General features: G+C 31.3%; 25 protein-coding genes. 10 read left to right on the forward strand and 15 right to left on the reverse strand.

Features of this window, described 5'->3' with window-relative positions; translation table 11 throughout:
• The first annotated feature begins 227 nt into the window (after positions 1-227).
• The 4 genes from carA (at position 228) to HNV10_RS16275 (ending at position 5391) form a co-directional block, all read left to right on the forward strand.
• Positions 228-1331, forward strand: coding sequence for a glutamine-hydrolyzing carbamoyl-phosphate synthase small subunit (gene carA / locus HNV10_RS16260; protein WP_173302445.1), 1104 nt, complete (start codon positions 228-230; stop codon positions 1329-1331).
• A gap of 163 nt (positions 1332-1494) precedes the next feature.
• Positions 1495-2787, forward strand: a complete 1293-nt coding sequence (eno, locus tag HNV10_RS16265; protein ID WP_173302446.1) for a phosphopyruvate hydratase — start codon at positions 1495-1497, stop codon at positions 2785-2787.
• Positions 2788-3042: 255 nt separating this feature from the next.
• On the forward strand, positions 3043-4329 hold the full coding sequence (locus tag HNV10_RS16270) for a citrate synthase (protein ID WP_173302447.1): 1287 nt from the start codon (positions 3043-3045) through the stop codon (positions 4327-4329).
• A gap of 150 nt (positions 4330-4479) precedes the next feature.
• Positions 4480-5391, forward strand: a complete 912-nt coding sequence (locus HNV10_RS16275) for a dimethylarginine dimethylaminohydrolase family protein (RefSeq protein ID WP_173302448.1) — start codon at positions 4480-4482, stop codon at positions 5389-5391.
• An 8-nt stretch (positions 5392-5399) separates the two neighbouring features.
• On the opposite strand, the gene HNV10_RS16280 is transcribed toward HNV10_RS16275, so the two are convergent.
• From HNV10_RS16280 to rsfS, 6 genes are all read right to left on the reverse strand, one after another.
• Positions 5400-5666, reverse strand: a complete 267-nt coding sequence (locus tag HNV10_RS16280; protein ID WP_173302449.1) for an acyl-CoA-binding protein — start codon at positions 5664-5666, stop codon at positions 5400-5402.
• 15 nt (positions 5667-5681) lie between these two features.
• Entirely contained in the window at positions 5682-6335 is a 654-nt protein-coding gene (locus HNV10_RS16285; RefSeq protein ID WP_173302450.1) for a phosphatidylserine decarboxylase family protein, read from the reverse strand.
• Positions 6325-7146, reverse strand: a complete 822-nt coding sequence (locus HNV10_RS16290; RefSeq protein ID WP_173302451.1) for a phosphatidate cytidylyltransferase — start codon at positions 7144-7146, stop codon at positions 6325-6327. Before HNV10_RS16290 ends, HNV10_RS16285 begins: the two co-directional genes overlap by 11 nt.
• Positions 7146-7754, reverse strand: coding sequence for an LUD domain-containing protein (locus tag HNV10_RS16295; protein ID WP_173302452.1), 609 nt, complete (start codon positions 7752-7754; stop codon positions 7146-7148). Before HNV10_RS16295 ends, HNV10_RS16290 begins: the two co-directional genes overlap by 1 nt.
• Positions 7755-7861: 107 nt before the next feature.
• Positions 7862-9799 carry an ATP-dependent zinc metalloprotease FtsH gene (ftsH, locus tag HNV10_RS16300; RefSeq protein ID WP_173302453.1) on the reverse strand — a complete coding sequence of 646 codons (1938 nt, stop codon included), beginning with the start codon at positions 9797-9799 and terminating at the stop codon, positions 7862-7864.
• A gap of 18 nt (positions 9800-9817) precedes the next feature.
• Positions 9818-10189 (reverse strand): ribosome silencing factor, encoded by a 372-nt coding sequence (gene rsfS, locus HNV10_RS16305; RefSeq protein WP_173302454.1) that lies wholly within the window; start codon positions 10187-10189, stop codon positions 9818-9820.
• Positions 10190-10283: 94 nt separating this feature from the next.
• Here rsfS and HNV10_RS16310 point away from each other — a divergent pair, with 94 nt between their 5' ends.
• Entirely contained in the window at positions 10284-11015 is a 732-nt protein-coding gene (locus HNV10_RS16310; RefSeq protein ID WP_173302455.1) for a biotin--[acetyl-CoA-carboxylase] ligase, read from the forward strand.
• Here HNV10_RS16310 and HNV10_RS16315 read toward each other — a convergent pair.
• Positions 11012-11407: an SRPBCC family protein gene (locus HNV10_RS16315; RefSeq protein WP_173302456.1), complete on the reverse strand. Its 396-nt coding sequence runs from the start codon at positions 11405-11407 to the stop codon at positions 11012-11014. The genes HNV10_RS16310 and HNV10_RS16315 overlap by 4 nt on opposite strands.
• A gap of 132 nt (positions 11408-11539) precedes the next feature.
• Entirely contained in the window at positions 11540-12184 is a 645-nt protein-coding gene (gene pyrE, locus HNV10_RS16320) for an orotate phosphoribosyltransferase (RefSeq protein ID WP_173302457.1), read from the reverse strand.
• Positions 12185-12302: 118 nt separating this feature from the next.
• Between pyrE and HNV10_RS16325 the strand changes: the two genes are divergently transcribed.
• Positions 12303-12884, forward strand: coding sequence for an NUDIX hydrolase (locus HNV10_RS16325; RefSeq protein WP_173302458.1), 582 nt, complete (start codon positions 12303-12305; stop codon positions 12882-12884).
• A gap of 329 nt (positions 12885-13213) precedes the next feature.
• Here HNV10_RS16325 and HNV10_RS17335 read toward each other — a convergent pair whose 3' ends face one another.
• The 5 genes from HNV10_RS17335 to HNV10_RS16350 form a co-directional block, all read right to left on the reverse strand.
• A complete protein-coding gene (locus HNV10_RS17335; RefSeq protein WP_317166906.1) occupies positions 13214-13285 on the reverse strand; it encodes a hypothetical protein in 72 nt (23 codons plus the stop codon).
• A 221-nt stretch (positions 13286-13506) separates the two neighbouring features.
• Positions 13507-14193 carry an N-formylglutamate amidohydrolase gene (locus tag HNV10_RS16335; RefSeq protein ID WP_173302459.1) on the reverse strand — a complete coding sequence of 229 codons (687 nt, stop codon included), beginning with the start codon at positions 14191-14193 and terminating at the stop codon, positions 13507-13509.
• Complete coding sequence (locus tag HNV10_RS16340; protein ID WP_173302460.1) at positions 14190-15416, reverse strand: glutamate-cysteine ligase family protein; 1227 nt, start codon at positions 15414-15416, stop codon at positions 14190-14192. The genes HNV10_RS16335 and HNV10_RS16340 overlap by 4 nt, the downstream gene beginning before the upstream one ends.
• A gap of 3 nt (positions 15417-15419) precedes the next feature.
• Entirely contained in the window at positions 15420-16865 is a 1446-nt protein-coding gene (locus HNV10_RS16345) for a RimK family protein (protein WP_173302461.1), read from the reverse strand.
• A 188-nt stretch (positions 16866-17053) separates the two neighbouring features.
• The gene (locus HNV10_RS16350) at positions 17054-18811 is read right to left on the reverse strand and encodes a M14 family metallopeptidase (protein WP_173302462.1); all 1758 of its coding nucleotides are present in this window, start codon (positions 18809-18811) and stop codon (positions 17054-17056) included.
• Between the two features lie 41 nt (positions 18812-18852).
• Between HNV10_RS16350 and HNV10_RS16355 the strand changes: the two genes are divergently transcribed.
• Together HNV10_RS16355 and ctlX are read left to right on the forward strand one after the other, a co-directional pair.
• Positions 18853-19221: a hypothetical protein gene (locus HNV10_RS16355; protein ID WP_173302463.1), complete on the forward strand. Its 369-nt coding sequence runs from the start codon at positions 18853-18855 to the stop codon at positions 19219-19221.
• 59 nt (positions 19222-19280) lie between these two features.
• The gene (gene ctlX / locus HNV10_RS16360; protein ID WP_173302464.1) at positions 19281-20213 is read left to right on the forward strand and encodes a citrulline utilization hydrolase CtlX; all 933 of its coding nucleotides are present in this window, start codon (positions 19281-19283) and stop codon (positions 20211-20213) included.
• 106 nt (positions 20214-20319) lie between these two features.
• Here the strand turns inward: ctlX and HNV10_RS16365 are convergent, their stop codons facing one another.
• Together HNV10_RS16365 and HNV10_RS16370 are read right to left on the reverse strand one after the other, a co-directional pair.
• Positions 20320-20946 (reverse strand): chromophore lyase CpcT/CpeT, encoded by a 627-nt coding sequence (locus HNV10_RS16365; protein ID WP_173302465.1) that lies wholly within the window; start codon positions 20944-20946, stop codon positions 20320-20322.
• Positions 20947-20986: 40 nt separating this feature from the next.
• Positions 20987-23053, reverse strand: coding sequence for a tetratricopeptide repeat-containing sensor histidine kinase (locus HNV10_RS16370; protein WP_173302466.1), 2067 nt, complete (start codon positions 23051-23053; stop codon positions 20987-20989).
• Between the two features lie 451 nt (positions 23054-23504).
• Here HNV10_RS16370 and argS point away from each other — a divergent pair, with 451 nt between their 5' ends.
• Positions 23505-25286, forward strand: coding sequence for an arginine--tRNA ligase (argS, locus tag HNV10_RS16375; protein WP_173302503.1), 1782 nt, complete (start codon positions 23505-23507; stop codon positions 25284-25286).
• Between the two features lie 72 nt (positions 25287-25358).
• Complete coding sequence (locus HNV10_RS16380) at positions 25359-26411, forward strand: helix-turn-helix domain-containing protein (RefSeq protein ID WP_173302467.1); 1053 nt, start codon at positions 25359-25361, stop codon at positions 26409-26411.
• Positions 26412-26415: the final 4 nt, after the last annotated feature.

Consider the following 26415-nt stretch of genomic DNA (forward strand, 5'->3'; position numbering starts at 1 on the left):
TTTCAGTTTATCCTTTTTTTTTGGATTTTTGCAAAGCAATGTTACGTTTTGGGTGTTTCCCTAAAAGTTTTATTAAAAACTTATTTGGTCGGGCTTTTACTGTGCTCTGTCTGTGAGGAGCACAAACAAAACATTTAATCGCTAACGCAAAAGGAGGTCAAAATAATACAATAGGAAACAAGTTATAAAATCGATTTAGTAGCAATAAAATATTCAATTCAATAACAATGAAATACAGACAAAGAAAAAAGGCCCTTATTCTTTTAGCAGACGGAACAATTTTTCATGGTAAGTCCATAGGAAAAGAAGGAACTGCTTTTGGTGAAGTTTGTTTTAATACTGGTACTACCGGTTATCAAGAAATATTTACCGACCCTTCTTATTATGGTCAGCTTATGGTAACTACCAATGCGCATATTGGTAATTACGGTACTAAAGCGTTAGAAAGTGAATCAGATGATGTTAAGATAGCGGGTTTAATTTGTAAAAATTTCAGCTTTGACTATTCAAGACCAGCGGCAGATGCTTCTTTAGAGGACTTCTTTGAAAAGCATAATACATTGGCCATTGCAGATGTTGATACAAGAGCATTGGTGAGCTATATTAGGGATAATGGAGCAATGAATGCTGTAATTACTACAGAAATAGATAATCTAGAGGCTCTTAAAAAACAATTGGCAGAATTGCCATCTATGAAAGGTTTAGAATTAGCGTCTAAAGTATCTACTAAAGAGCCTTATTTTGTCGGTAATGAAAATGCAACATATAAAATTGCAGCTTTAGATATTGGTATAAAGAAAAACATACTTAGAAATTTAGTAAGTAGAGATGCCTATGTAAAAGTATTTCCTTATAATGCTAAGTTTGAAGAATTAGAAGCATTCAATCCCGATGGTTATTTCTTGTCTAATGGACCTGGTGATCCGGAGCCTTTGGTAGACGCACAAGCTTTAGCTAAAGAAATTATTGCTAAAAATAAGCCGTTATTTGGTATTTGTTTAGGGCATCAGGTCATTGCATTAGCAAACAATATTTCAACTTATAAGATGCATAATGGCCATAGAGGGATAAATCATCCTGTGAAAAATTTAATTACTGGTAAAGGTGAGATTACATCGCAAAATCATGGATTTGCAATAAATAGAGAAGAAACAGAAGCGAATGAAAATGTAGAAATAACGCATGTACATCTAAATGACAATACAGTTGCAGGAATACAAATAAAAGATAAAAATTGTTTCTCAGTTCAGTATCATCCTGAGGCTAGTCCTGGACCAAATGATTCGCTCTATTTGTTTGATCAATTTATAGAGAATATTAAAAGTAAATAATAATAAAAACGCAACAAAACACCTGTTTTATTGCGTTTTTTTAGTTACGAAAACATTATAGTAAATATTAATAGGAAATATGATTTTTGTTATGTTTTACGCTGTATATTTTTGTAAATTTGATAAGAAAATAACATTAAAAATAATATAAAATTATATAAAAATGAGCATTATAATCAATGTACACGCAAGACAAATTTTAGATTCTAGAGGAAACCCAACAGTAGAGGTTGATGTTACTACAGAGAATGGAATTATGGGAAGAGCAGCAGTGCCTTCTGGAGCATCTACTGGAGAACATGAAGCGGTAGAATTAAGAGATGGAGGAGATACTTACATGGGTAAAGGTGTTTTAAAAGCTGTAGAAAATGTTAACTCAACAATTGCTCAAGAGTTATTAGGTGTTTCTGTTTTTGAGCAAAATGCCATAGATAAAATGATGATTGATTTAGATGGTACTAAAAATAAATCAAAATTAGGTGCTAATGCTATTTTAGGTGTTTCTTTGGCTGTTGCTAAAGCTGCAGCTAATGAATTAGGTATGCCATTGTACAGATATGTAGGTGGAGTATCAGCAAATACTTTACCATTACCAATGATGAACATTATTAACGGTGGTTCTCATAGTGATGCTCCTATAGCATTTCAAGAATTTATGATTATGCCTGTTAAAGCTAAAAACTTTACACACGCTATGCAAATGGGAACAGAGATTTTCCATAATCTTAAAAAAGTATTACATGACAGAGATTTGAGTACAGCTGTTGGAGATGAAGGTGGATTTGCACCTAACTTACCAGGAGGTACTGAAGATGCTTTAGATACTATTAAAAATGCGGTGGAGAAAGCTGGTTACGTATTTGGTGAAGATGTTAAAATTGCTTTAGATTGTGCTTCGGCAGAATTTTATAAAGATGGTAAATATGACTATACACTTTTTGAAGGTGATAAAGGAGAAGTAAGGTCTAGTAAAGAACAAGCTAAATATCTTGCAGAATTAGTTGCTAAATATCCAATCATTTCAATTGAGGATGGTATGGATGAAAACGACTGGGATGGTTGGAAAGATCTTACAGAGCAAATAGGTGATAAAGTACAATTAGTAGGTGACGATTTATACGTAACAAATGTAGAACGTTTGTCTCGTGGTATAGAAAACGGTATCGCAAATTCTATTTTAATTAAAGTAAACCAAATTGGTACTTTAACTGAAACAATTGCCGCAGTAAATATGGCTCATAATGCAGGTTATACCTCAGTTATGTCTCATAGATCAGGAGAAACAGAAGATAATACAATTGCAGATTTAGCTGTTGCGTTAAACTGTGGACAAATTAAAACTGGTTCTGCCTCTCGTAGTGATCGTATGGCTAAATACAATCAGTTATTACGTATAGAAGAAGAATTAGGAGATGTTGCTTATTTCCCAGGAGAAAATGCTTTTAAGGTGAAGTAAGAAATTCATTTTTATAATAAGATTAAAGACCTACAAACTTGTTTTTGTAGGTTTTTTTTATGCATAAAGTTTTGATAATTATTAGGTGTTCTGAGGCTATTTAAAAATTTATATTTTTATTCAATTCAAAAAGAAATCACAACAATTTTTTTAACTATTTTGAAATGTTAAAAGGTTTATAAATCTACTTTCGAAATCGTTTGATATTTTGTAGATTTACCACACTAATAATATATAAAAATCCGAAAAGAAGATATGTCAGATAAAGCTACATTAGAAATTAATGGAGAAAAGTATGATTTTCCATTAATTGTAGGTACAGAAAACGAAGTCGCAATAGATCTTAAAAGTTTAAGAGGCGCAACAGGAGGAGTCATTACTTTAGATCCAGGTTATAAAAATACAGGAAGTTGTGAGAGCGCCATTACGTTTTTAGATGGTGAAAAAGGTATCTTAAGATATAGAGGTTATTCTATTGAAGAATTAGCAGAAAAGGCAGATTTCTTAGAGGTGGTTTATTTGTTAATATTTGGAGAATTACCAAATAAAGAAGAATTAGAAAAGTTTCATGCAGATATAAAATCTCATTCTGTTGTTGATGATGACCTTAAGAAGATACTTGATGCTTTTCCTAAGTCAGCACATCCAATGGGTGTATTATCATCGTTAACTAGTGCACTGACGGCATTTTACCCAACATGTGTAGATGTAGCTTCAGAGGTAGCAATGTACAACTCTATTGTAACAATTTTAGGTAAATTCCCTGTAATTGTAGCATGGACAATGCGTAAAAAACAAGGCTTACCTTTAGAATATGGTGATGATAAATTAGGCTATGTGGAAAACATATTAAAAATGATGTTTAAAAGTCCTAATGGCGAATATGAACAAAATCCAATTCTTGTAAATGCGCTAGACAAACTTTTAATTTTACACGGAGATCACGAGCAGAATTGTTCTACGTCTACCGTAAGAATTACAGGTTCTTCACACGCTGGGCTTTTTGTATCACTTGCTTCTGGTATCTCGGCACTTTGGGGACCTTTGCATGGTGGTGCTAATCAAGCAGTATTAGAAATGTTAGAAGCTATTAAAGCAGATGGAGGAGATACAAAAAAATACATGGCTAAGGCTAAAGACAAGAATGATCCTTTCCGACTAATGGGATTTGGTCATAGAGTATATAAAAACTTTGATCCTAGAGCTAAAATAATTAAAGTTGCTGCAGATGAAGTATTGTCTGACTTAGGTATAGAAGATCCAATATTAGATATAGCTAAAGGACTAGAAAAAGAAGCTTTAGAAGATCCTTATTTTGTAGAAAGAAAATTATATCCAAATGTAGATTTCTATTCAGGTATTATATACAGAGCTATGGGAATTCCTGTAGAAATGTTTACTGTAATGTTTGCTTTAGGTCGTATACCAGGTTGGATAGCACAATGGAAAGAAATGCGTATGCGAAACGAGCCTATTGGTCGTCCAAGACAACTTTATATTGGTGAAACTTATAGACCATTTAAAACTATCGACAAACGCTAATTAAATTATAGTTAAATAAAAAAGCTTCATATGTATTATGAAGCTTTTCGTATTTTTAGAGATATTAATATTTCATAATTATATCATATTCTCGAATAGAATAATTATCTGTTATATAGAATATTGATTAATTGCAATAGGTATAAACACATGAAATTAAACATACAAAACGAAACATCTCGTCTTAAAGCGGTAATCCTGGGTACAGCAGAAAGTATTGGTCCTATTCCTTCAATAGAAGATGCTTACGACCCTAAATCCATTGAGCATATAAAAGCAGGTACTTATCCTAAAGAAAGTGATATGATTAAGGAAATGGAAACTGTAGCTGCTGTGTTTAAGAAGTATGATGTAAAAGTATATAGACCAAAAGTAATTAAGGATTATAATCAGATATTTTCTAGAGATATTGCTTTTGTCATTGAAGATAAATTGATAGAAGCTAATATCTTACCAGACCGTGAGCGCGAGTATGAGGCTATTCAACATGTTTTAGATGAAATCGGAGAGGAAAATATTATTGTTTTACCAGAGGAATGCCATGTAGAGGGTGGAGATGTAATGCCTTGGAACGACTATATTTTTATTGGCACCTACTCTGGAGCTGATTATTCAGATTTTATTACGGCTCGGACTAATATGGATGCTGTAATTGCCATACAAGAATTGTTTCCTCACAAAACCGTAAAATCATTTGAACTTAGAAAATCTAATACAGATCCAAAGGAAAACGCATTGCATTTAGATTGTTGTTTTCAACCTATAGGAAAAGATAAAGCAATTCTTCACAAAAATGGATTCTTGGTTGAAAAAGAATATGAATGGCTCTTAAATTTCTTTGGAAAAGAGAATGTATTTGAAATTACAAAAGAAGAAATGTATAATATGAATAGTAACGTATTTTCTATTTCTGAAGATGTTATTATTTCTGAAAAGAACTTTACAAGATTAAACACTTGGCTGAGAGAAAATGGTTTTACAGTAGAAGAAGTGCCTTATGCAGAGATTGCTAAGCAAGAAGGTTTGTTACGCTGTTCTACAATGCCTTTAGTAAGGGAGTAATTGTTTGTTTACTTCCTATATAAAAAATAATTATTTACAAGATCAATATATTCTTGTTTAGCTTCATCTTCAGTGATATCTTTTACCTGAAACAAAGCATTAGTTTTAAAGGCATTTATTATAGGTTTACGACTACTAGGGCGATCGTAATTATTGGTTGCTTTTTTGTAGTAAGCGTAGAGACGTAATAAGAAATCTGCAGGAAACGGTTCTGTATGGTCGTTTACTCTATCTACAGCAGTGTTAAATTCTATGTCTAATTCTTTAGAAACCATCAATTATCATGGGAATTAATTCATTTCTGCAATCACGCTTTCTCCTCCTCTAACTTTTTGGTTAAGTTCTACCTTTATGTTTGCATCTAAAGGTAAGAATAAATCTACTCGTGATCCAAATTTTATAAATCCAGAATCTGCACCTTGCGCTACTTCATTGCTAACTTTCGCGTAGTTAACAATACGTTTAGCTAATGCACCTGCAATTTGTCTATATAAAACTTTTCCAAAAGACGCGTTCTCAACAACAACTGTAGTGCGTTCGTTTTCTTCACTGGCTTTAGGGTGCCAAGCTACTAAAAACTTACCTGGATGATACTTACTAAATGTTACTTTACCTGCAATAGGATATCGAGTAACATGCACATTAATAGGAGACATAAACACTGAGACCTGAATACGCTTATCTTTAAAAACTTCGTTTTCTTCAACTTCTTCTATAACCACAACTTTACCATCTACAGGAGATAAAGCTTGTTTGCCATTAGCATGTGTATTTCGTTTAGGATTTCTAAAAAACTGTAAAATTAAAATAAAGAAAGCTAAAACTATTAGCATTAACCCTTTACGTAACCACTCGTTGGTGATAAATCCATCGATTAAAAAAAACGAACCAACTACAATGACTAGGGTTACGAATATAATTTTATGACCTTCTTTATGAAACATGACTTGTAATTCTTAAAAATAAATATATAAATGGTGCTGCAAATATAATACTATCTAACCTATCTAACAGTCCACCATGTCCTGGCATTATAACGCCACTATCTTTTACACCAGCTTGTCGCTTAAATTTAGATTCAATTAAGTCGCCAAGGGTTCCTAAAACGCTAACAATGATAGCTAATATTAACCAGTGATTAAAATTAAGTGTTTCTGTATATAAGGCAATAAAATAACTGGAGATACAGGCAAAAAGTAAACCACCTAAAAAGCCTTCGACTGTTTTTTTAGGCGAAATACTTGGAAACAATTTTTGTTTCCCAAAATTCTTTCCAACGATGTAAGCTGCGCTATCATTTACCCATACAAGAATAAAACCACCAAGTAATAATAATGGCGTAAATTCATTGTTAAAGTTTGCAATAAGTAGCATAAAAATAAAGCCACTTGTTAAATAGAATGTAGTTAAAATATAACGTTTAGATTTAAAAAGAGGAATTCTTTTAGTTGTAAATAAATCTTTAATTAAAATGAGATTTACAAAAATTGTAATAACTAAAATAATCTGTATGGCTTCTTTACTAGCTATTGAGTTGTGGTAATTAAAACAGAAGTACCAAATTCCACCATATAAAATGAAGAATATGATATATTGAATAACAGTTTTAAGTTTTATTAATTTACTAAATTCTGCTAAACTTATAATGCCTAATACTCCAATTAATACAACTGAAGTTTCCTGCATAAATAGAGAGCCTATTAGCAGCAAAACATAGATAGCTCCAGATAGTGCTCTTGTTGCTAACTCTTTCATTATAAATCTTCTAGTAAGAGTAGGTATAAATTTTTTGAACTACTTCCGTAAGTTAAAAAGTCCTTATCATCAGCAGTTTTAAAATGTTTTATTGTGGTAATATTAGTTGGAATTGATTCTTTACTTTTTGCTTTTATACCTTTAAGGCCTTCTCCAATAGTTTCTACAAATTGGCTAGTGGTTGCATAAATAATAAAGTTATCTGGTAATTCTACTAGTTTTTTTTCTGCAATTTGGTTGGATGAAATTAATAGTGATCCATCATCAGAAATTAAATACTCGCAAGTCGATAAAAAATAAGCGCTTTCCGATAGCTTTTTAGTACTGTTTAAATTAAAATCTTTAAATAATTCTGTTAAGCGTTGATCAATTAAAAAAACTTTATCATTATGCCAATTGTTTTCATCTAATATAGCATTAAAACTTTGCTTTACCTCTTCAAGGTTTTCACAATATAGAAATTTGCCTCCATTTGCCTTAAAGTTAATTGTAAATCGTTCATCTACAGGTAGCTTTACTTCAGGCATATATTTGCCTCGCTCTTGATTAGGTATGTCTTCTTCGGTCTGTTCAGACTTTTTTCTGAAGAATTTACGAAATAAGCTCATTCAATAGTTGCAATTAATCCTAACGTTTATGTTAATTTCAAATATAAAAAAACTTAAATTAACAATTGGTTAATTTAAGTTTTTTATATGATTCAGCGAATTTGAAATTATTCCTCTTCTTCAGAAATAATTGCTTTTTCAAAATCTCGCTTGCCAAAAATCTTTTCTAGATTATCTTTAAAGATAACTTCTTTATCTAAAAGTACTTCTGCCAATTCTGTTAATTTATCTTTATTGTTTTCTAATAAAGTTATAGCTCTTTGATATTGTTCTTCAATTATAGTAGAAATTTCTTTATCTATAAGTTCTGCAGTTTTTTCACTATAAGGTTTAGTAAAACCATATTCTGATTGCCCTGAAGAATCATAATAAGTTAGATTACCCACTTTATCACTTAAACCATAAACGGTAACCATGGCTCTAGCTTGTTTAGTTACCTTCTCTAAATCACTTAATGCACCAGTAGAAATCTTATCGAAAATTACTTTTTCTGCAGCTCTACCTCCCAATGCAGCACACATTTCATCTAGCATTTGTTCAGGGTGAACTATGAGACGTTCTTCTGGTAAATACCAAGCAGCACCCAGAGAACGCCCTCTAGGAACTATTGTTACTTTTACCAATGGTGCAGCATGTTCTAACATCCAACTTACTGTAGCGTGACCAGCTTCATGAAAAGCAACGGCTCTTTTTTCTGCAGGTGTAATAATTTTATTTTTCTTTTCTAAACCACCAATAATTCTATCAACAGCATCCAAGAAATCTTGTTTGTTAACAGCTTTCTTGCCTTTTCGAGCTGCAATTAAAGCTGCTTCATTACAAACATTAGCTATATCTGCTCCAGAAAATCCTGGTGTTTGTTTTGCTAAGAAATCTATATCTAGGGTTTCTTCTTTTTTAAGTGGACGTAAATGCACTTCAAAAATTTCCTTACGTTCTCTTACATCCGGAAGGTCTACATAAATTTGACGGTCAAAACGACCTGCTCTCATTAATGCACTATCTAAAACATCGGCTCTGTTGGTAGCTGCTAATACTATTACATTTGTATTGGTACCAAAACCATCCATTTCAGTTAAGAGTTGGTTGAGTGTATTTTCACGTTCATCGTTAGAGCCAGACATGTTGTTTTTTCCTCTTGCTCTACCAATGGCATCAATTTCATCAATAAATATAATTGATGGCGATTTCTCTTTAGCTTGTTTAAATAAATCTCTTACTCTAGATGCACCAACACCTACAAACATTTCAACAAAATCTGAACCAGATAAGGAAAAGAACGGTACTTGCGCTTCTCCTGCAACAGCTTTTGCAAGTAAAGTTTTACCAGTTCCTGGAGGTCCTACTAGTAATGCTCCTTTAGGAATTTTACCACCTAAGGCTGTATATTTTTCAGGAAATTTTAAGAAATCCACAATTTCTTGTACTTCTTCTTTTGCTCCTTCTAAGCCTGCAACATCTTTAAAAGATGTTTTAGTATCTGATTTTTCGTCAAAGAGTTTTGCTTTCGATTTTCCGATATTAAATATCTGTCCGCCTGCGCCACCGCCTCCTCCAGAAGACATACGTCGCATTATAAAGATCCAAACACCAATAATTAAAACAAATGGTAATAGTGATATTAAGATGTCTCCCCAAGCATTATTTTCTATGTCAGCGTCTCTAGTTGTAGATAACTCATTTTCCCTAATTATGGTATCAATTCTATTTTCAAAATTTTGAAGATCACCAAATTTTAGCGTGTAATTTGCTTCATTTCCGGCAGGTAAAATACCTTTTGATTTGGCATTTTTATGCACGTCTTTTTGTAATGCGGCTTTGGTTAAATAAACTTTAGCTGTTTTTGTGTTGCTTACTACAATAACTTCTTTTACGTCACCATTTTTTAAATAAGTTATAAAATCTGAAGTTTTTATTTCTTTTGAATTCTGAAAAGCAGCACCTCCAAAAATTTGAATTGCTAAGAATATAGCAATTACAGATCCGTAAATCCAATACGGACTAAATTTTGGTTTTTTATTTGTGTTATTATTATCTTTTGCCATTAGTAGCGTTTCTCTTTTTTAGTAACTAGTTTCTATTTGAGTTGTTTTAGCGTCTCCCCAAAGACTTTCAATATCGTAGTATTCTCTAATGTGCTTTTGAAATACATGTACCACAACGTTAACATAGTCCATTAAAACCCACTCAGAATTTTCTGTGCCTTCAATATGCCAAGGCTTATCTTTTAGAGTTTTACTAACTTGTTTTTGTATGGAATTAACGATTGCGTTTACTTGCGTATTTGAAGTTCCTTCGCAGATTATAAAATAGTCACAAACCGTGTTTTCAATTTCTCGTAAATCTAAAATTGTGATTTCTTTTCCTTTAACCTCTTCTATGCCACCAATTATTGTTGTGATGAGTTGGTCTACAGGGATTTTATCTTTCGTCATTAAATTGTATTAATTTTGTGCAAAGTTATTATTTTTTTAGTTCTTGTAGGCTCAATTTGTCATAAGAAAACCATAAAATAAAATTGTCATTTCTATGTATATAATCAAACTTAATGCCATTGACTCCACAAATACTTATTTAAGAGGCTTGGTATCTGTTGCTATACCTAAGGATTACACGGTTGTTGTTGCTGAAATGCAAACTAATGGTAGAGGGCAAATGGGCGCAAATTGGCAAACTCAAAGCGGTAAAAATCTTACTGCTAGCGTGTTTAAGCAGCTTTTGTTTTGTGATGTAAGTGACCAATTTTATATAAGTATGGCTGTTTCATTAGCTATTTACAATGCTTTAAAGTCTTTCAAAATTCCAAGGTTAAGTATAAAATGGCCTAACGACATTTTGTCAGCAAACACTAAAATTTGCGGTATTTTAATAGAAAATGTCATTAAAAACAATAAATTTCAAGGGTCTATATTAGGTTTTGGCCTTAATGTAAATCAAAAAACATTTGATAACCTTCCAAAAGCATCATCTATGTGTTTGGTGACAGGTGTGGTTTATAATAAGGATGAAATCTTATCTGAAATTTTAAAACAGCTTGAAAAATATTTTGATTTATTAGAATCTAAACAACATTCTCAAATTAAATCGGAGTATGAAAGTTTACTTTTTAGAAAGGATAAACCTTCTACATTTCAATCTTCTAAACACGGAAATTTTTCTGGAATAATTAAAAGTGTTACAGAAACAGGTCTTCTAAACGTTTGGACAGAAGATGAAATTATTAAAACTTTTGATTTAAAGGAAATAAGTCTATTATATTAAATAGCCGTTTTCATGTTAGTTACTAAGGTCTCAATAAATTTATTGATTGGACCTTTTATCATCATGGCCATCATTGCATTAAATTCACCACTAAAGTGCAAAGTTACATCGGTTTTATTGGCTTCAATTTCTGCGATATCTGCAATTAATGAAAAATCTAATTTTCCACCAGCAGCTCCTAAAACAATTTTATTATTAGGTATTGCTTCTTTTTTCTTTAAGATAATTTCTGGCATTCCTTTTAAAGCAAAAAGAAATTTATCGTTTTCTAAAACTTCAAATTTGCTAATGTTTTCTGGCATTAAACTTTCAAAATTTTTAACATCAGAAAGAAAATTAAATGTTTCTTCTGTTGATTTATCTAAGGTAACTTTTGGTGATTCTAATTTCATGGGTAATTCTATTAAGTTGTTTACTGAAACAAGTTTAGTTTAAAATTGTTGTCTTTAAATTTGAAATTATTTAGAATGTTAATTTTTTTCAACAATTCGATTTTTCTCAAAGATTAAAGTAGCAATTGTATATCAATTAGCGTTCCATTTACTGGGATTTGCATTCCATTGAGCTAAAACGTCTTGCTGTTCTTTTGTAATATAGAAGGTTTCTACAGCTTGTTCTAGTAAGTTTTCATAGTTTCCAAGAGTGTGTAATTCTACATTAGCATCGCTAAAGTTCTTTGTCGCAATATCAAAACCATAAGAGAAAATGGCAACCATACCTTTAACATGCACTTCTGCTTCGTTTAAGGCTTTAACGGCATTAAGACTGCTCATACCTGTACTTATTAAATCTTCTACAACAACTACGGTTTGCCCTTTTTCAATATAGCCTTCAATTTGGTTTTGGCGACCATGTTTTTTAGCCTCAGGTCTTACATAAACAAACGGAAGATTGAGATATTCTGCTACCAATGCGCCAATACCAATTGCTCCTGTTGCCACACCTGCTATTACATCTGGTTTTCCGTAGAGTTCTTCAATGTTTTTGGCAATGGTTTCTCTTATGTAATTTCTAATTTGTGGATAAGAAAGTACAATTCTATTGTCACAATAAATTGGTGATTTCCAGCCAGAAGCCCATGTAAAAGGGTCGTTAGGCTGTAATTTTATAGCATTAATTTGAAGTAATACTTCTGCTGTTTTTTTTGCTGTATCTTTATTGAAAATCATAATACAAAAATAATATAATTTAGAGGTTAGAAAATTTAATTTGAAAATAAATTTCATTTCAAATGGTTTCTCGTAAAAAATAATAAATTTACAGTTCCAAAGGAAAAGAACCCTAGCGATGTACACTATTTATGTAGGTGATAAGCCTATTATTTTAACTACTGAAATACAAAAAGAGACGGATTTTAAAACCTATCTATTAAATTCTGTTAATATTGGTAAGGTTATTAAAACCTTAAATAAAACAGAATTAAAGGCGGTTCATTTAGTTCATAAAAATCCAGACAAACTTTTAAAAAAATTCTTAAAACTTTTGCCTAATGTGGTTGCAGGAGGTGGAAAAGCCTATAATGCAAAAAATGAAATTCTCTTTATTTACCGTAACGATAAATGGGATTTACCTAAAGGAAAAGCGGAGCGAAAAGAATCTATAGAAGAAACTGCTACTAGAGAAGTAGAAGAGGAGACAGGTGTTAAAGGTTTACAAATCACAAAACAGTTACCAACTACCTACCATATTTTTAAACGTAATGGTAAGCATAGAATAAAAATTACTTATTGGTTTGAAATGAAAACTGATTTTGATGGTCAACTCTTTCCGCAAGAGAATGAAGGTATTACTAAAGTAGAGTGGTTAGATGCAAAGGCAACTCAAAAGGCTTTGGAGAATAGTTATGCGAATATTCGGGTTTTGGTTTAGATTCGTTTAACATGTTCGATGATGAGTTTTATGGAATCAGTGGTTAGTCAGATTCAGATGTAAATCATTCTTTGTTGAAAGTTAATATTTTTCTGTTATGTTTTTGCGCAGCGTAAGTTATACGTTTAGTTGTAATGCGTTTTTTAATTCAAGTTCTCTATTACATTGATAAGTTTTTGTTAATCCTCAGATGCAAGATTTCCTAAGTCCTTATTTTCAACTACATCTATCTAAGCGATTGGGTTTACAACAGAAACTTCAATTTCTCCAATTTAATGTTCTTCCACAATTACATTACATGGTAACAAAACACCTATTTTATCTTCAATTTACAATGCTTTATATGCAAAATGAGGATTGCATGCTTCTAAAATTATGTGGTTTTTAAAATCAACATTTATTTTGTTTTTTAAAGTCTTTTTTCAATTCGGCCGTTACTTGCACTATTGCTTTCTATAAGCTTTTACTTTTTAATACTTTGTAAAAGTAATAGCTCATAATTTCTATTTAAATTTATTTCAAATAATACCTACTTTAATGATATGTTTCTGTTTTAATGACTTATATCAAACCATAGTCTATGGTTGCTGAAAATTTTAACAAAGGCAACCTTTTAAAATGCTTAACTCTTGCTTTTAATACAATGGATTGCTTTAAAAATAGCATTTTTAAATGCTAAATCTATCTTATTTTCATTAGTAAATTTCTGATTAACTTCAATTTCAATTCCTATATAATTGTCAGAAAATTGTTTTCGCAAATAAGTAGTAAACCCATCTGCTTTTCCCAAGTATGGATAGTTGAACCTTACCTTTAGGTTAGAATTTTGTTTTTTAAGTTCAGCCTTAAAATCTTTACAAAATTGTTGTTCAGGTTTTTTAGATGAATCATACAGCAAACCAATATCACAATTTCTTTCAACACTATTTAAAACTGATGTGAAACTATGAATAGATAAATGAAGTACAGCTTCGCCTTTAGCAATATAACGTTGAATGTTGTTTTCTACTGCGGTTCTGTATGGTAAGTAATAGGTTTGTATTATTTCAGTTTTCTCACTTTGAGATATGTTTTTTGTGAATTCTGAAAACAGATTCTTATGATGCAAAGAGCGATTTAGCTCAACCAACAAACGAGATATTGTACTAAAATAGGTTGCATCACACAATGGTACTAAAGTTTGAAACATATCTAAAGCTCCCAAATCATAACCACGATGTGTTTCTAAAATCGCTTTATTTTTGAAGTATTTTATGTAAGCGTAAGGAATTTCATTTCCACCATGCTCACAAGTTAAAACTAGTTTCACGGCTTAAATAGTTCATTAGTTTTTAAACAGTTTTGCATATTTCTATAAACTGAAATAATATGCTCTTCAGATGTATCATTGCCAACTGCTTTTAATAATCGCGTTGCCAATGTACCTTCTTTCAAAATGAGTTCAATAGTTTCATGATGCGATTTGTTTAATTTTGATTTCACGTTTTCATATAAGTGTTGCCAGACGTTTTTTATGCTTGTAGACCCCTTTAAATTGAATAATTCTATATACTTTTCATTTTCAATTATAGAATCTTCTCCGTATTTTATAGCATCATTAAAAATAGGAAACAAGTCCTCTTTTGTCCATAGTTTTTGAGCATTTAGCGTGGAGAATTTTTTATTAATAAAGGCTTTTAAAACTTCAATAACCAATGCACAAATAGCAATATCTGCTTTAGGACATTCTTGTATATCCATTAATCGAATCTCAATCGCATTGCGATCAAATCGTGCTATTGCACCGCGAGAATTTAAAAAATGTTGATCTAAAATTTTTTCCTTATCATAAGGACGAATCGCTTTTTTAATTGGCTCTAAAATCGTAGCATGATAATCTAATTTCGAAAACACACGCTCAGGAATCACCATTCCTGTTAACTCTGGTATTTCCTTTTGGTTGGTTTTATAAAACTCTAATCTGGTATCTTTAAAACCTGTAATTTGCCCTTCTAAAATCGGTGAACTTGCACAAAGCCCTGGCAATAATGGTAAAATTATACGTATGGCTGCATGCAGTTTTTCAAATTCTATATCGTCGTAAAATGGTAAATTAATATGTGTACTTTGTACGTTGCTCCAACCATGACCTTTGCAGTTAAAAATAGTATTGTAAAGTGCATAGACTTCACTATAACTATGTTTCCATAGTTGCGTGTCTGTATCTGGATTCATTAAAGGATGCGAAGCAGAACCTAAAAGTTGCAGGTTTAACGGTTTTAAAAGTGCATCGATTTCTAAAATATTACTATAAAACTTCTCAGCCAAATCATCAGTACTTTTTGCTGGGCCATTAGTTTTTAATTCAATTACATGCGCTACAAGTTCGTTACTCCAAGCAATGTCTCCATTTTCTATATCTGCTTTTAATTCGCCAGCTTTTAGAGTTAAAAGTTTATCTACTTGTGGCGCGACTTTGAAGTTGTTGTTTTTAATGAGCATATATTCGAGTTCAATGCCGTAAACTTCGAAAAGGTGATATTTTTTAGTCATGTTTTAATCTAATCGTTTTTTTAATGCTGAAAGAATTTCGGTATAAATCAAATCGCCATAATATTCATCTTCAACACCAAAATCAATGTTTGGATTGTCGTTAATTTCTATAACCATTAATTTATTGTCCACCACTTTAATATCAATGCCATAAAGACCTAAGCCCATTAATTTTGCTGATTTTAAAGCCATATCAATCACATCTTTTGGGACATCTTCAATAGGTAAGCAATCTGCATCGCCATCTTGTTCGTTTTTGTCTGTGGCTTTCCAGTTGTAAATCTGCCAATGGCCTTTTGCCATATAATAGCGACAAGCGTAAAAGGGCTTGTTGTCTATAATACCAATGCGCCAATCGTAGTCTGAAGGGCAAAACTCTTGTGCGATTATTAAATCTGACTCTTTTAGCATTTCAGTAACTAAAACATCAAATTCTTCTTTGGTCTTAGCTTTTTTTACTCCAAAAGAGAATGTAGAATCTGGTGCTTTTAATACACAAGGTAATCCTGTTTGATCTAAAACTGAATTACGGTTGTTGTTATGTACAATGACCGTTTTTGGAGTGCTAATATTTGCATTGTTCATTGCCTCTGCCATATAAACTTTGTTACAGCATTTTAATATAGCATCAGGATAATCAATTATAGCAATACCTTCTTGTTGTGCTTTTCTGGCAAACGTATAAGCCTCATTATTAACTTCAGTGCTTTGTCTTAAAAAGAGCGCATCAAAAGAGGATAAGCGCGACAAATCTTTAGGCTCAATAATTTCTGCATAGATATTCATTTTCTCAGCAATCTCTATAAACTTTTTTAAGGCTTTAGGATTGCTTGGAGGAGCAGGGTCTTTTGGGTTTACCAAAATCGCTAAGTCAAAATCGTAATTGGCAACTTTTGCTGTATCATAGCGTTTTTTTGCAAAATACTGATTGGCAAACTCATGGACACTAGATATGTGTTCTGCAGGAATTTCAGATTCTGAAATCGCCTTTATGCTCTGTATGTTCCATTTTGTGGTATGATTAAAATTTACTCTCAAAAAGGGCACTTGAAAATGTTTATAAAATAAGGTGCTTAAGTTTTTATATTTCTGAGCGACGTTTTGTCCAAAGTAAATACTCAGGGTAAAGTCTTGCGACTTTATATTTTTAAGGCTTTGTTGAATAACATCATCAAACTCATCGGAAACAATTCTAACGAGTTTTAAGGCTTTAAGATCCACAATATTCTTTGTAGTCGGAATTGGTAAATGTCCTCTAGCTTCTGCCAAAAGGGAAACGTAATAACCCTTAGATTGGTACGAGTAGTCCTTACACAAATTAAATATTCGAGCATTTTTTAAAAGGGCATACTTCGGGTTTGTAAGATAATCTTGGGAGGAAATTACTGTAATTTTATCAATTGAAAAGTTCCATTTTTCAGGTTGATTTACAACAATGTATTTGTTCATTTAGAGCGCGTTACGCTATTAAAATTTAAACAAAATTATACTATTTTTTGATTGGTTTTACATTGGATATAAAATAAATATTTTAATTTTTTTTGATGGTATGTTTAGCTTAAGAGACTTTAGTATGCTAAAGTGACTTATCTTAGACATTAGCCTAAGATATTTGAAAAGTTTCACAATTGTAAGTTCTAATTAACGCGAAAAACAGGATACTGTAAATGTGCCTTTTCGTAATGTTTACTCTGCTTATGTAGCCAATCTAATTGTGCATACCAATTATTAGCAAAGTCTTCATCATAGCTTATTTTTACATTATATTCCATTTGTAGTTTAGGGTTTTCATTTAAAAGTTGTTCTGCTTTATCCTCCCAAACATAAGGCGAAAAACCTTCTTTTTGTTGTAGAATAGTATCGAAAAAATTCCAGTTAAAAAACGAGTCTGGTGCGGATGGCTCTAATGTTTCTAATAAATATCGCATAGCTTTTTGGTTTGTACTAATTAAAAAATCGCCTTTTTTAAAACTTAGCTTTTTATTTGAAGAATTTACGGTTGTATTATAATGCGCATAATGACCTTCATAAGGCGATTTTCTAGTTTCAAATGCTCCAATTTTATAAGATTCTACATTTATTATAGTATCATTTTTAAATTGTAAAAATGCCACATTATTCAACTTTAATAAGTCGATTACATTATGCCAGCCTTGCGGAATGATATATGCTTTAGGTATCTTAATTTCTTCGCTAGGTTTAAAGTAATTATTGTAAGTAACGTTTTTGGTAAATGGTTTTGACCGATCGTACTTTAACCGTTTTGCTCCTGTAAGGTCACTCGGAATCATTTCTCCTTCGAAACCTTTAAAACTTAGTTTAGTTGTTTTTGTTGTATCTACAGTCCATTTTAAAGGATAACTTTTACCTGCTGACCATAAACTAGATTGTTCTTTTCTGAGTTGTGTAATTTTATCACCTTGTTCTTCGGTGATTTCAATCATGCTTTTCATTAATTCGTAGGTACCTACTACACGTTGTTTGTATGGTTTTAGCATATGTGTTTCTATCATTATACCTAAAGTATTGAACAAGGTTGTGTAACCTGTAGAATATCTTGGTGTGTCTAGAAATTGCGTAAACCCAGTATCTGGAGTTCTGTTAAACACATTAACATAAGGTGTAATGTCCCAAGATTTAGCTTTTAGTTTTTGCTCTAATGTTGGCATTATTTCAGAATGCATAAATTCACCAAGATTACCACCTAATTTATTATGCTGCGTAAATAAATGTGTTAACGTATATTGGTAATCTGCGCCATTACTAACATGGTTATCAATAAAAACATCTGGTTGAACTAAATGAAAAATCTGTGCAAAAGTTCTTGCGTTTTTGGAGTCTGATTTTATAAAATCTCTATTTAAATCGTAATTTCTAGCATTACCTCTAAAGCCATATTCTGTTGGGCCGTTTTGATTGGTTCGTGTTGTAGAATTTCGGTTTAGACTTCCACCAATATTATAAATAGGTATGGTAACTATTATTGTGTTTTTTGGAGCTTCAATTTTTCCGTCTACAATATCTCTAAAAAGCATCATCGTTGCATCAATACCATCTGATTCTCCTGGATGAATGCCATTATTAATTAGTAAAACTCTTTTGTTTTTTCTAATGTTTTCATAATTAGTATCAGTGCCATTGATGTTTAAGGTGATAATATGTAACGGCTTGCCAGAATCGGTTTCACCAATAGCTTGTATTGAGATTTCTGGATAATACGCAGCCAACTCCTCATAATATTTAATGGTTTCTTGATATGTTGCAGTTTCTAAACCATCACTTTTCTCAAATACAGTTATAAAGTCCGTTTCAATACTTTTTTTTTCAGTAGTTTGCTTTTCTGATTTGTCGTTGCAAGAGAATATAACAAGTACTAAGATTAGGATTTTTTTCATTTCAACATATTTTCTTTAAATATATAATTATATTTATTGGCATGAAAACATATAAATTAAGCTTTGGAGAAATTATCATTCTTAAAGACAATCTTGCAGAAGTTATAATAAATGAAGGTGTTTTGTTAGATATAGAAATGGTATATGAGTACCATAATTTTCTATTAAAGCATTTAACGGCTCCTTTTTCTCTACTAATTAATAAGAAATATCCTTATACCTATACTTTTAGAGCCCAAAAGGAAATTGGTAATCTAGAAGAAATTAATCTTATGGCAGTTACCGTAGAAGGCTTTAACGGTAAAAAATCTACAGAGTTTTTAATTGCACTTAACAAATCTAATAATTGGAATATTAAAACCTTTAGCACTAGATTAGAGGCATTGAGCTGGATAGAAAAACACCAATGATTTTATTGTTTTTGTAGTTAATAAAATCGGTAACTTTGCAAAAAAAATTACTAAGCTAAATGCAACAAACTACAAATTCTATTTTAATGATTAGGCCTGTAAATTTCAGGATGAATGAGCAAACCGCTGTTAATAATTATTTTCAGGAAGATTTAAAGATAAAAAATACTGAAATTAATACTAAAGCTCAAGAAGAATTTGATGCTTTTGTACAAAAATTAAGAGCCGTTGGTGTTAATGTTATTGTAGAAAGCGATGATAAATTAATGGATACTCCAGATTCTATTTTTCCTAATAACTGGGTGAGTTTTCACAGTAATGGAGATGTTGTAACATATCCAATGTTTGCTGAAAACAGAAGAAGAGAACGCAGAGATGAAGTATTTATTAGATTAGAAGAAGAAGGGTTTGTAATTGAGAATATCGTAGATTATACGTCGGCAGAGCTTGAAGGTGTGTTTTTAGAAGGTACCGGAAGCGTTGCGCTAGATCGTGTTAATAGAAAAGCGTATTGTGCATTATCTCCTAGAGCAGATGAAGATTTATTTATTGAGTTTTGTGAAGATTTTGAATATACACCTGTGATTTTCATTGCCAACCAAACGGTAGACGGAAAGCGATTACCAATTTACCATACTAATGTAATGATGTGTATTGCTGAGAACTTTGCGGTAATATGTTTAGATACTATTGATGACAAAAAAGAGCGTAAAAATGTAGTAAAACATTTAAAGCAAGATGGCAAAGAAATTATTTCTATAACCGAAGCTCAAATGGGTCACTTTGCTGGCAATATGCTACAGGTAAGAGGTGCAAATAATCAACGCTATTTAGTAATGAGTGAGGCCGCTCATAATAGTTTAACACCACAACAAATTAAAGCGATAGAAAAACATTGCCCAATATTATCAAGTTCTTTAGAAACCATTGAAACTTGTGGAGGAGGAAGTGCTCGCTGTATGATGGCAGAGGTGTTTTTGCCGAAAGAATAAGGTATATTCTATTAATTTAGCTTTATATCTAAATAGTATAGATACGTTTAATTGGCCAACACTTTGAGATTTAGAAATTGTTATTTTTAAAATTTAGACTTTAATTTTAGTCTATCTTATTAAAAATATAGCCTGCTTTTTCTGCACCCCAAACATAGTTGCCATTAGAATCAAACCCACGGTCCCAAGATATTATTTTATCTTCTAATATTTCAACTTCACTTCTCGCAAAAGATGCTCCACGCATGGTGCTTATACATGTTTTATCTCCAGTTTTTCCAATAAATTGATTTGGAGCGATTCGATGTAGAATAACTTCACAACCTTCCTTTAGAGCAATATCTTTTAATGAAATTGAATCGAATAATTTTGGATTTTTCCATTTACCAATCCAAAGTGAATCTGCATCGAGTTTATAAATAGCAGAGCTAAATGTACTATCTGAAGCTCTATTAACTTCGTAAATACGCTGACGATAAGGTTTGTTTTGTGCACTACTTAAGGCCTGTTCTACATAAAGAAAGTTCCCTTTGTCTTCCCAAATAGGATACATGTGTAATGATATGTTGTAATAGGTAGAATCAATTTCTGCTTGAATTGCTGAATTAAAAGAACCTTGCATTAAAGCAAATAACTCTTTTAGTTCTTTGTCTTCTTTCACCTCAGGTTTGGTTTCATTTTTACAATTGTAGATAAATAATAAAATAATGATAAAAGGTAGAAATTGCTTCATTAAGATTAAATTTTAGAAGTACAATATAGTCAAAAATAATCTAACCTTTTGCAGCTGCTTTAGGCAATTCTACAAAGAATTTACTGCCTACATTTTGGATACTCTCTACCCAAATTTTACCATTGTTAAGTTCTACTAAATCTTTAGCAATAGTTAATCCTAAACCTGTTCCTTTTTCATTTTTAGTACCAGCAGTAGTGAAGTTTTTATGAGAAGCAAATAATTTGTCAATATTCTCTTTAGCAATACCAACACCTGTATCTTCAATACAAATTAATGTTTTACCATCTACTTCTTGGTTAGAAATAGTAATAACATCACCTGTTCTACTAAATTTTACGGCATTGGTAATTAAATTCTGTACAACAATTTCAACCATGCTGCGATCTGCATAAACAAACCCGCTTTGAGATTCATCAATAAGTACAATGTGTTTATCTTCGACCTTTTGTTCTACTAAAGCAATCTTAGTATCAAAAACTTCTTGAATATTAAACAATTCAGGTTTTGGTTCTAAGTTCTGTAGTTGAGATTTAGACCAGTTTAATAAATTATATAAAAGCGAGTTTGCATTGTTGGCATTTTCACTTAATTCAGGGATTAATTCGTAGAATTCATCTTTAGAAATACTGTCTTCTTTTAATAAATCTAAAAATGCTTTTATTGAAGAAATAGAATCTTTAAGGTCATGAGATACTATAGAAAAAAGTTTGTCTTTTACTTGGTTAACTTCCTCTAAATGATGTGTTTGTTCTAGTATTGCTTCGGTTCTAATCTGTTCTTGTGCTAATATGTCTTTTTGCTTTTCTAACTCTTCTTTATGTGATTTTGTTTTTAAAGAACTATAAACTAAAAATGCTAGTGCTAACGCTAAGGCTCCTATAAGACCGTATATAATAAGTGCATTGTCATTCCAAGAATTTTTAATTTCGGGTTGGTTGGTTTCTTGGTTTGTATCTAAATCAGATTTTTTTTCAGAAGGATGTTCTTCATTTGTTAAATCTAATGGGTCAACGCTTGTTGGAAAAACGGGTTGATTAATTTTAGAAAGTGAGTCTTTTAAGGTATAAAATTTATTCTGCCAAAAGAAAGCATTTTGAAAATAGCCACGAGTAGAGTCTAATGCAATATGCAGTTTGTAATTCTCTAAAAGCTCTGTTTTATTATCAATTTTTTGTGCAATAGAATAGGCTTCATTTAATTGTTTTTCTGCAAGCTTTACCTTTTTATTCTGAAGATTTAAATTTCCTACAGCATTTAAAGCTCTTAAGAGGCCTTCTTTGTTTTTTTGTTTTCTATTATATTTTAAACCTTCAACTAAATATTCTGATGCTTTATCATATTCTTTAAAGCGTAAATACTCACTCCCTAACTTAGGCAGAATTTCACCTCTTAAATCTTGGTCTGTTTTTGGGTTTAATATATCTAAAGCTTTTTCGTAGTATTCTATTGCTTTTCTATGTTCCTTGCGTAAAGAGTAAAGTTCTGCAATGTTTTTTGTAGAGGTTTTTATACCTTCTTTGTCTTTTATATCCTTTCTTACTTCTAAAGCTTTAAAATTAAATTCAATTGCTTTATCGATTTGGTGCGTTTTAAAATAGGCTTCGGCTAAATTGTTATATGCAGTACTTAGTTCTGTTTTTAAATTTTGTTTTTCAAAAATAGAAATAGCAGATAGTGAGTTTTGTAAGCCAACAGCGTAATTACCACGTTTAATTTCAAGCAGTCCAATACTGTTACTTACTTTAGCAACGCTTATGGTATCGTTGATATGCAAAAACAGTTCTCTAGATTTGTTGTAATTATCAATGGCATTAAAGTAATCATTACGTTCAGCGTAAATTATAGCTCTGTAATAATTGCTTTCTGCTAGACCTTTGGTGTAATTTAATTCTTTAGAAAGTTTTAGAGTCTGATTAACATAAAGCAATGCTTTGTCATAATCTTTTATGGTATAAAGTTCATTAATAAGCATAAGAGACTTGTCCACTTTTGTGGAGTCTGCGTTCATATATGCTAATTGAACTGTTAGTTCGTCTATTTTTTCGTTTTGAGAAAATATAACAAACGTCAAAAGACAAGCAGCTAATGTTAGTATCTGCTTCATCTTAATATAGCATTAAACGTATTGTGCTGTTTTGGTGCGAAAAACTTTTAGTGAGGGAAATAAAAAGTAAGTTAACACTAAACAATAACAACTTGGTTAAAGTTTCATCATTAAGCTTCATCAATGTTTGGGACATTATATTAATAGCAATTCAAAAGTGCCATTATGTTAACAAATATGCTAATAATTAGGATTTAATACGAATATATTAGACGAACGGTTGAATAAATTAATATTTAAATTATGGATTTCGATGAACGGTTAAAATCTTGGTAGTATTACACTTTACTCGATGAAATGCATGTTTATTATAGGTATTTGATTACTAGTTGTTTAGTTGTTTATTTGTGTTATTTTAAATGTAAAATAATTATGTGATTATAGAATCTTTATAAAACAATAAAACTTATATCTTTGCAACCGTTTTAAAATGCCAAAAGATAACAGAATTATGACGCTTCAGGAGACTTTAGAATTACATGTAAAAGCAGCAATTAAAGCATTGTTTCAATCGGAAATAGAATCTGTAGAATTTCAAGCTACAAGAAAAGAGTTTGCAGGAGATATTACAGTAGTTGTGTTCCCAATGTTGCGTGTGGTAAAAGGAAATCCTGCTGTAATAGGAGAACAAGTAGGTCAGTATTTGCTAGATAATGTTGAGTTGGTAAAAGGATTTAACGTTGTAAAGGGCTTTTTAAACATTGAAATTAATGATTCTTATTACCTAAATTTCTTTCAGTCTGTAAAAGATAAAACGAATTATGGTTTTGTTGAGCATAAGGATGATAAAGCGGTTATGGTAGAATATTCTTCGCCAAACACTAATAAACCTTTGCATTTAGGACATGTAAGAAATGTACTTTTAGGTTATAGCGTTGCTGAAATATTAAAAGCTTCGGGTAAAAAAGTTTACAAAACCCAAATTATTAACGATAGAGGTATTCATATTTGTAAGAGTATGTTGGCTTACAAAAAATTTGGAGAAGGTGAAGTGCCATCTAAAACTCTAAAAGGCGATAAGTTAGTTGGGAATTATTATGTAAAGTTTGATCAAGAATATAAAGCTGAAATTGCAGAGTTAGTTACTCAAGGCCAATCCGAAGAAGACGCAAAAAAGAATGCACCTTTATTATTAGAAGCCCAAGAAATGCTTATAAAATGGGAAGCTGGAGATGAAGAGGTTGTGGCGCTTTGGAAAAAAATGAACCAATGGGTTTATGATGGTTTTGAAGTAACATACAAAAATATAGGTGTAGATTTTGATACTTATTACTATGAAAGTGATACGTATTTATTAGGTAAAGAGTTTGTTGCAGAAGGTTTAAAAACGGGTGTCTTTTTTAAGAAAGAAGATGGTTCTGTTTGGTGTGATTTAACTGAAGATGGACTTGATGAAAAAATTGTATTGCGTAGTGACGGAACTGCGGTTTACATGACACAAGATATCGGTACAGCGATTCAGCGTATCAAAGATTATCCAGATGTTGGTGGTATGGTTTATACCGTTGGTAACGAGCAAGATTACCATTTTAAAGTGTTGTTCTTAATTTTGAAAAAATTAGGATTCGATTGGGCGAAAAATCTATTTCATCTAAGTTATGGAATGGTAGATTTGCCAAGCGGAAAAATGAAGAGTAGAGAAGGTACTGTTGTAGATGCGGATGATTTAATCCAAGAAATGGCAGATACAGCAGAAGAAATTTCTAAAGACTTAGGTAAACTAGAAGAATACAATGAAGACGAAAAGAAAGCACTGTATAAAACCATTGGTTTAGGTGCTTTAAAATACTACATCTTAAAAGTAGATCCTAAAAAACGGATTCTGTTTGATCCAAAAGAGTCTATCGATTTTCAAGGTAATACTGGGCCTTTTATTCAATATACGTATGCAAGAATTCAGTCTATATTAAGAAAAGCAGATGCCGATAATATTGCTTCAACTTCTGTTAATGACACAATTGTTATGCATAATAAAGAAAAGCAATTGATTAAACAATTAGAGCTGTTTCCAGAAATTATTCAAAATGCGGCAGAACAACATAGTCCTGCTTTAATTGCAAACTACACGTACGATTTGGTTAAGGAGTTTAATTCTTTCTATCAGAATGTATCCATTTTTGGTGCAGATTTAGAGGTAGAAAAGAGTTTTAGAGTTGAATTATCTAGGTTGGTTAGCCAAACCGTTAAAAATGCTTTTCAGGTATTAGGGATTAAAGTTCCAGAGCGCATGTAATTATAAACCAATTTGCGGTTTTTTAGTAACTGAAAAATAAAGGTTAACTTGTATCCAATCAATTTGTGTTTGTTGGATATTGTTAGATACATATTATTTGCTCAAGTATTTGTTGCGTTTTTTGTAGCTGGAGGTGTTTTTTTTAAAACTAAAAACCTCAGAAGTTTAACCTTGTCTTTACTTATTGCTCTAGTCGGTTTTCATATTGTATTATTTTTATTTGGTTCTGGTAAATTGGTAAATGTTTACCCACAATTTAGAAGTTGGTTTTATTATGAAATCGCATTTCTGTTTGGTCCATTGGTTTTTGTTCATTTACAATGTCTCATAGTTAACAAAAAGAAAATACGAATACTTGATGTATTGCATTTAATACCAATTGTAGTTTTTTGGTTGGGTTATGGTGATGTCTTACTCATGGAAGGCAATGTTAGAAGTGCATATATTGAAGCCAATTTTTTGTCTAGAACCATGTTTTGGAATTATGTATTGGCATTTCAAACGTTATTGTATGCTGTTGGATCTTCCATTTATTTGTTCTTTAATCAATCTAAACTATCAGCAAATAGACTTCAATATGCATTGTTTTTGGTTGTAGCGTATGTTTGTTCTTCTATTTTAATTTCTTACTTAACTTATTATGCAAATAGTTGGAGAGATTTTGCATGGTACTACGTAGCTCTTACATTTTTAATTTTTGGCGTTGGGTATTTTTTGGTAAAAAATCCTCTTTTCTTAGTGCAGATAAAAAAGAAATATTTTGGGTCTAATCTTAGTAATAATGATATGAAAAGAATTCGTTCTAAAATAGAAAAAGCATTTATAAACGATAAGGTTTTTTTAAAGGGAAATTTTAATATTTCAGAATTAAGCGCAATGTTAAATGAAAAGCCACACCATGTGTCACAGACATTTTCAGAACTCATTTCTGAGAATTTTAACGATTACGTTAATAAGCACAGAATTGAAATTGCTAAGCAATACTTGCACGACTCTAAATATAAAAACTATAAAATTGAAGCAATAGCATTAGAAAGTGGTTTTAATAATAAAGTGACTTTTTACAAGGCATTTACTAAGTTTACTGGTCAAAAACCATCGGCTTTTAGGAAATCAAAAAAGTGAATAA

Source organism: Winogradskyella litoriviva (assembly GCF_013249065.1).
Taxonomy (GTDB): Bacteria; Bacteroidota; Bacteroidia; order Flavobacteriales; family Flavobacteriaceae; genus Winogradskyella; species Winogradskyella litoriviva.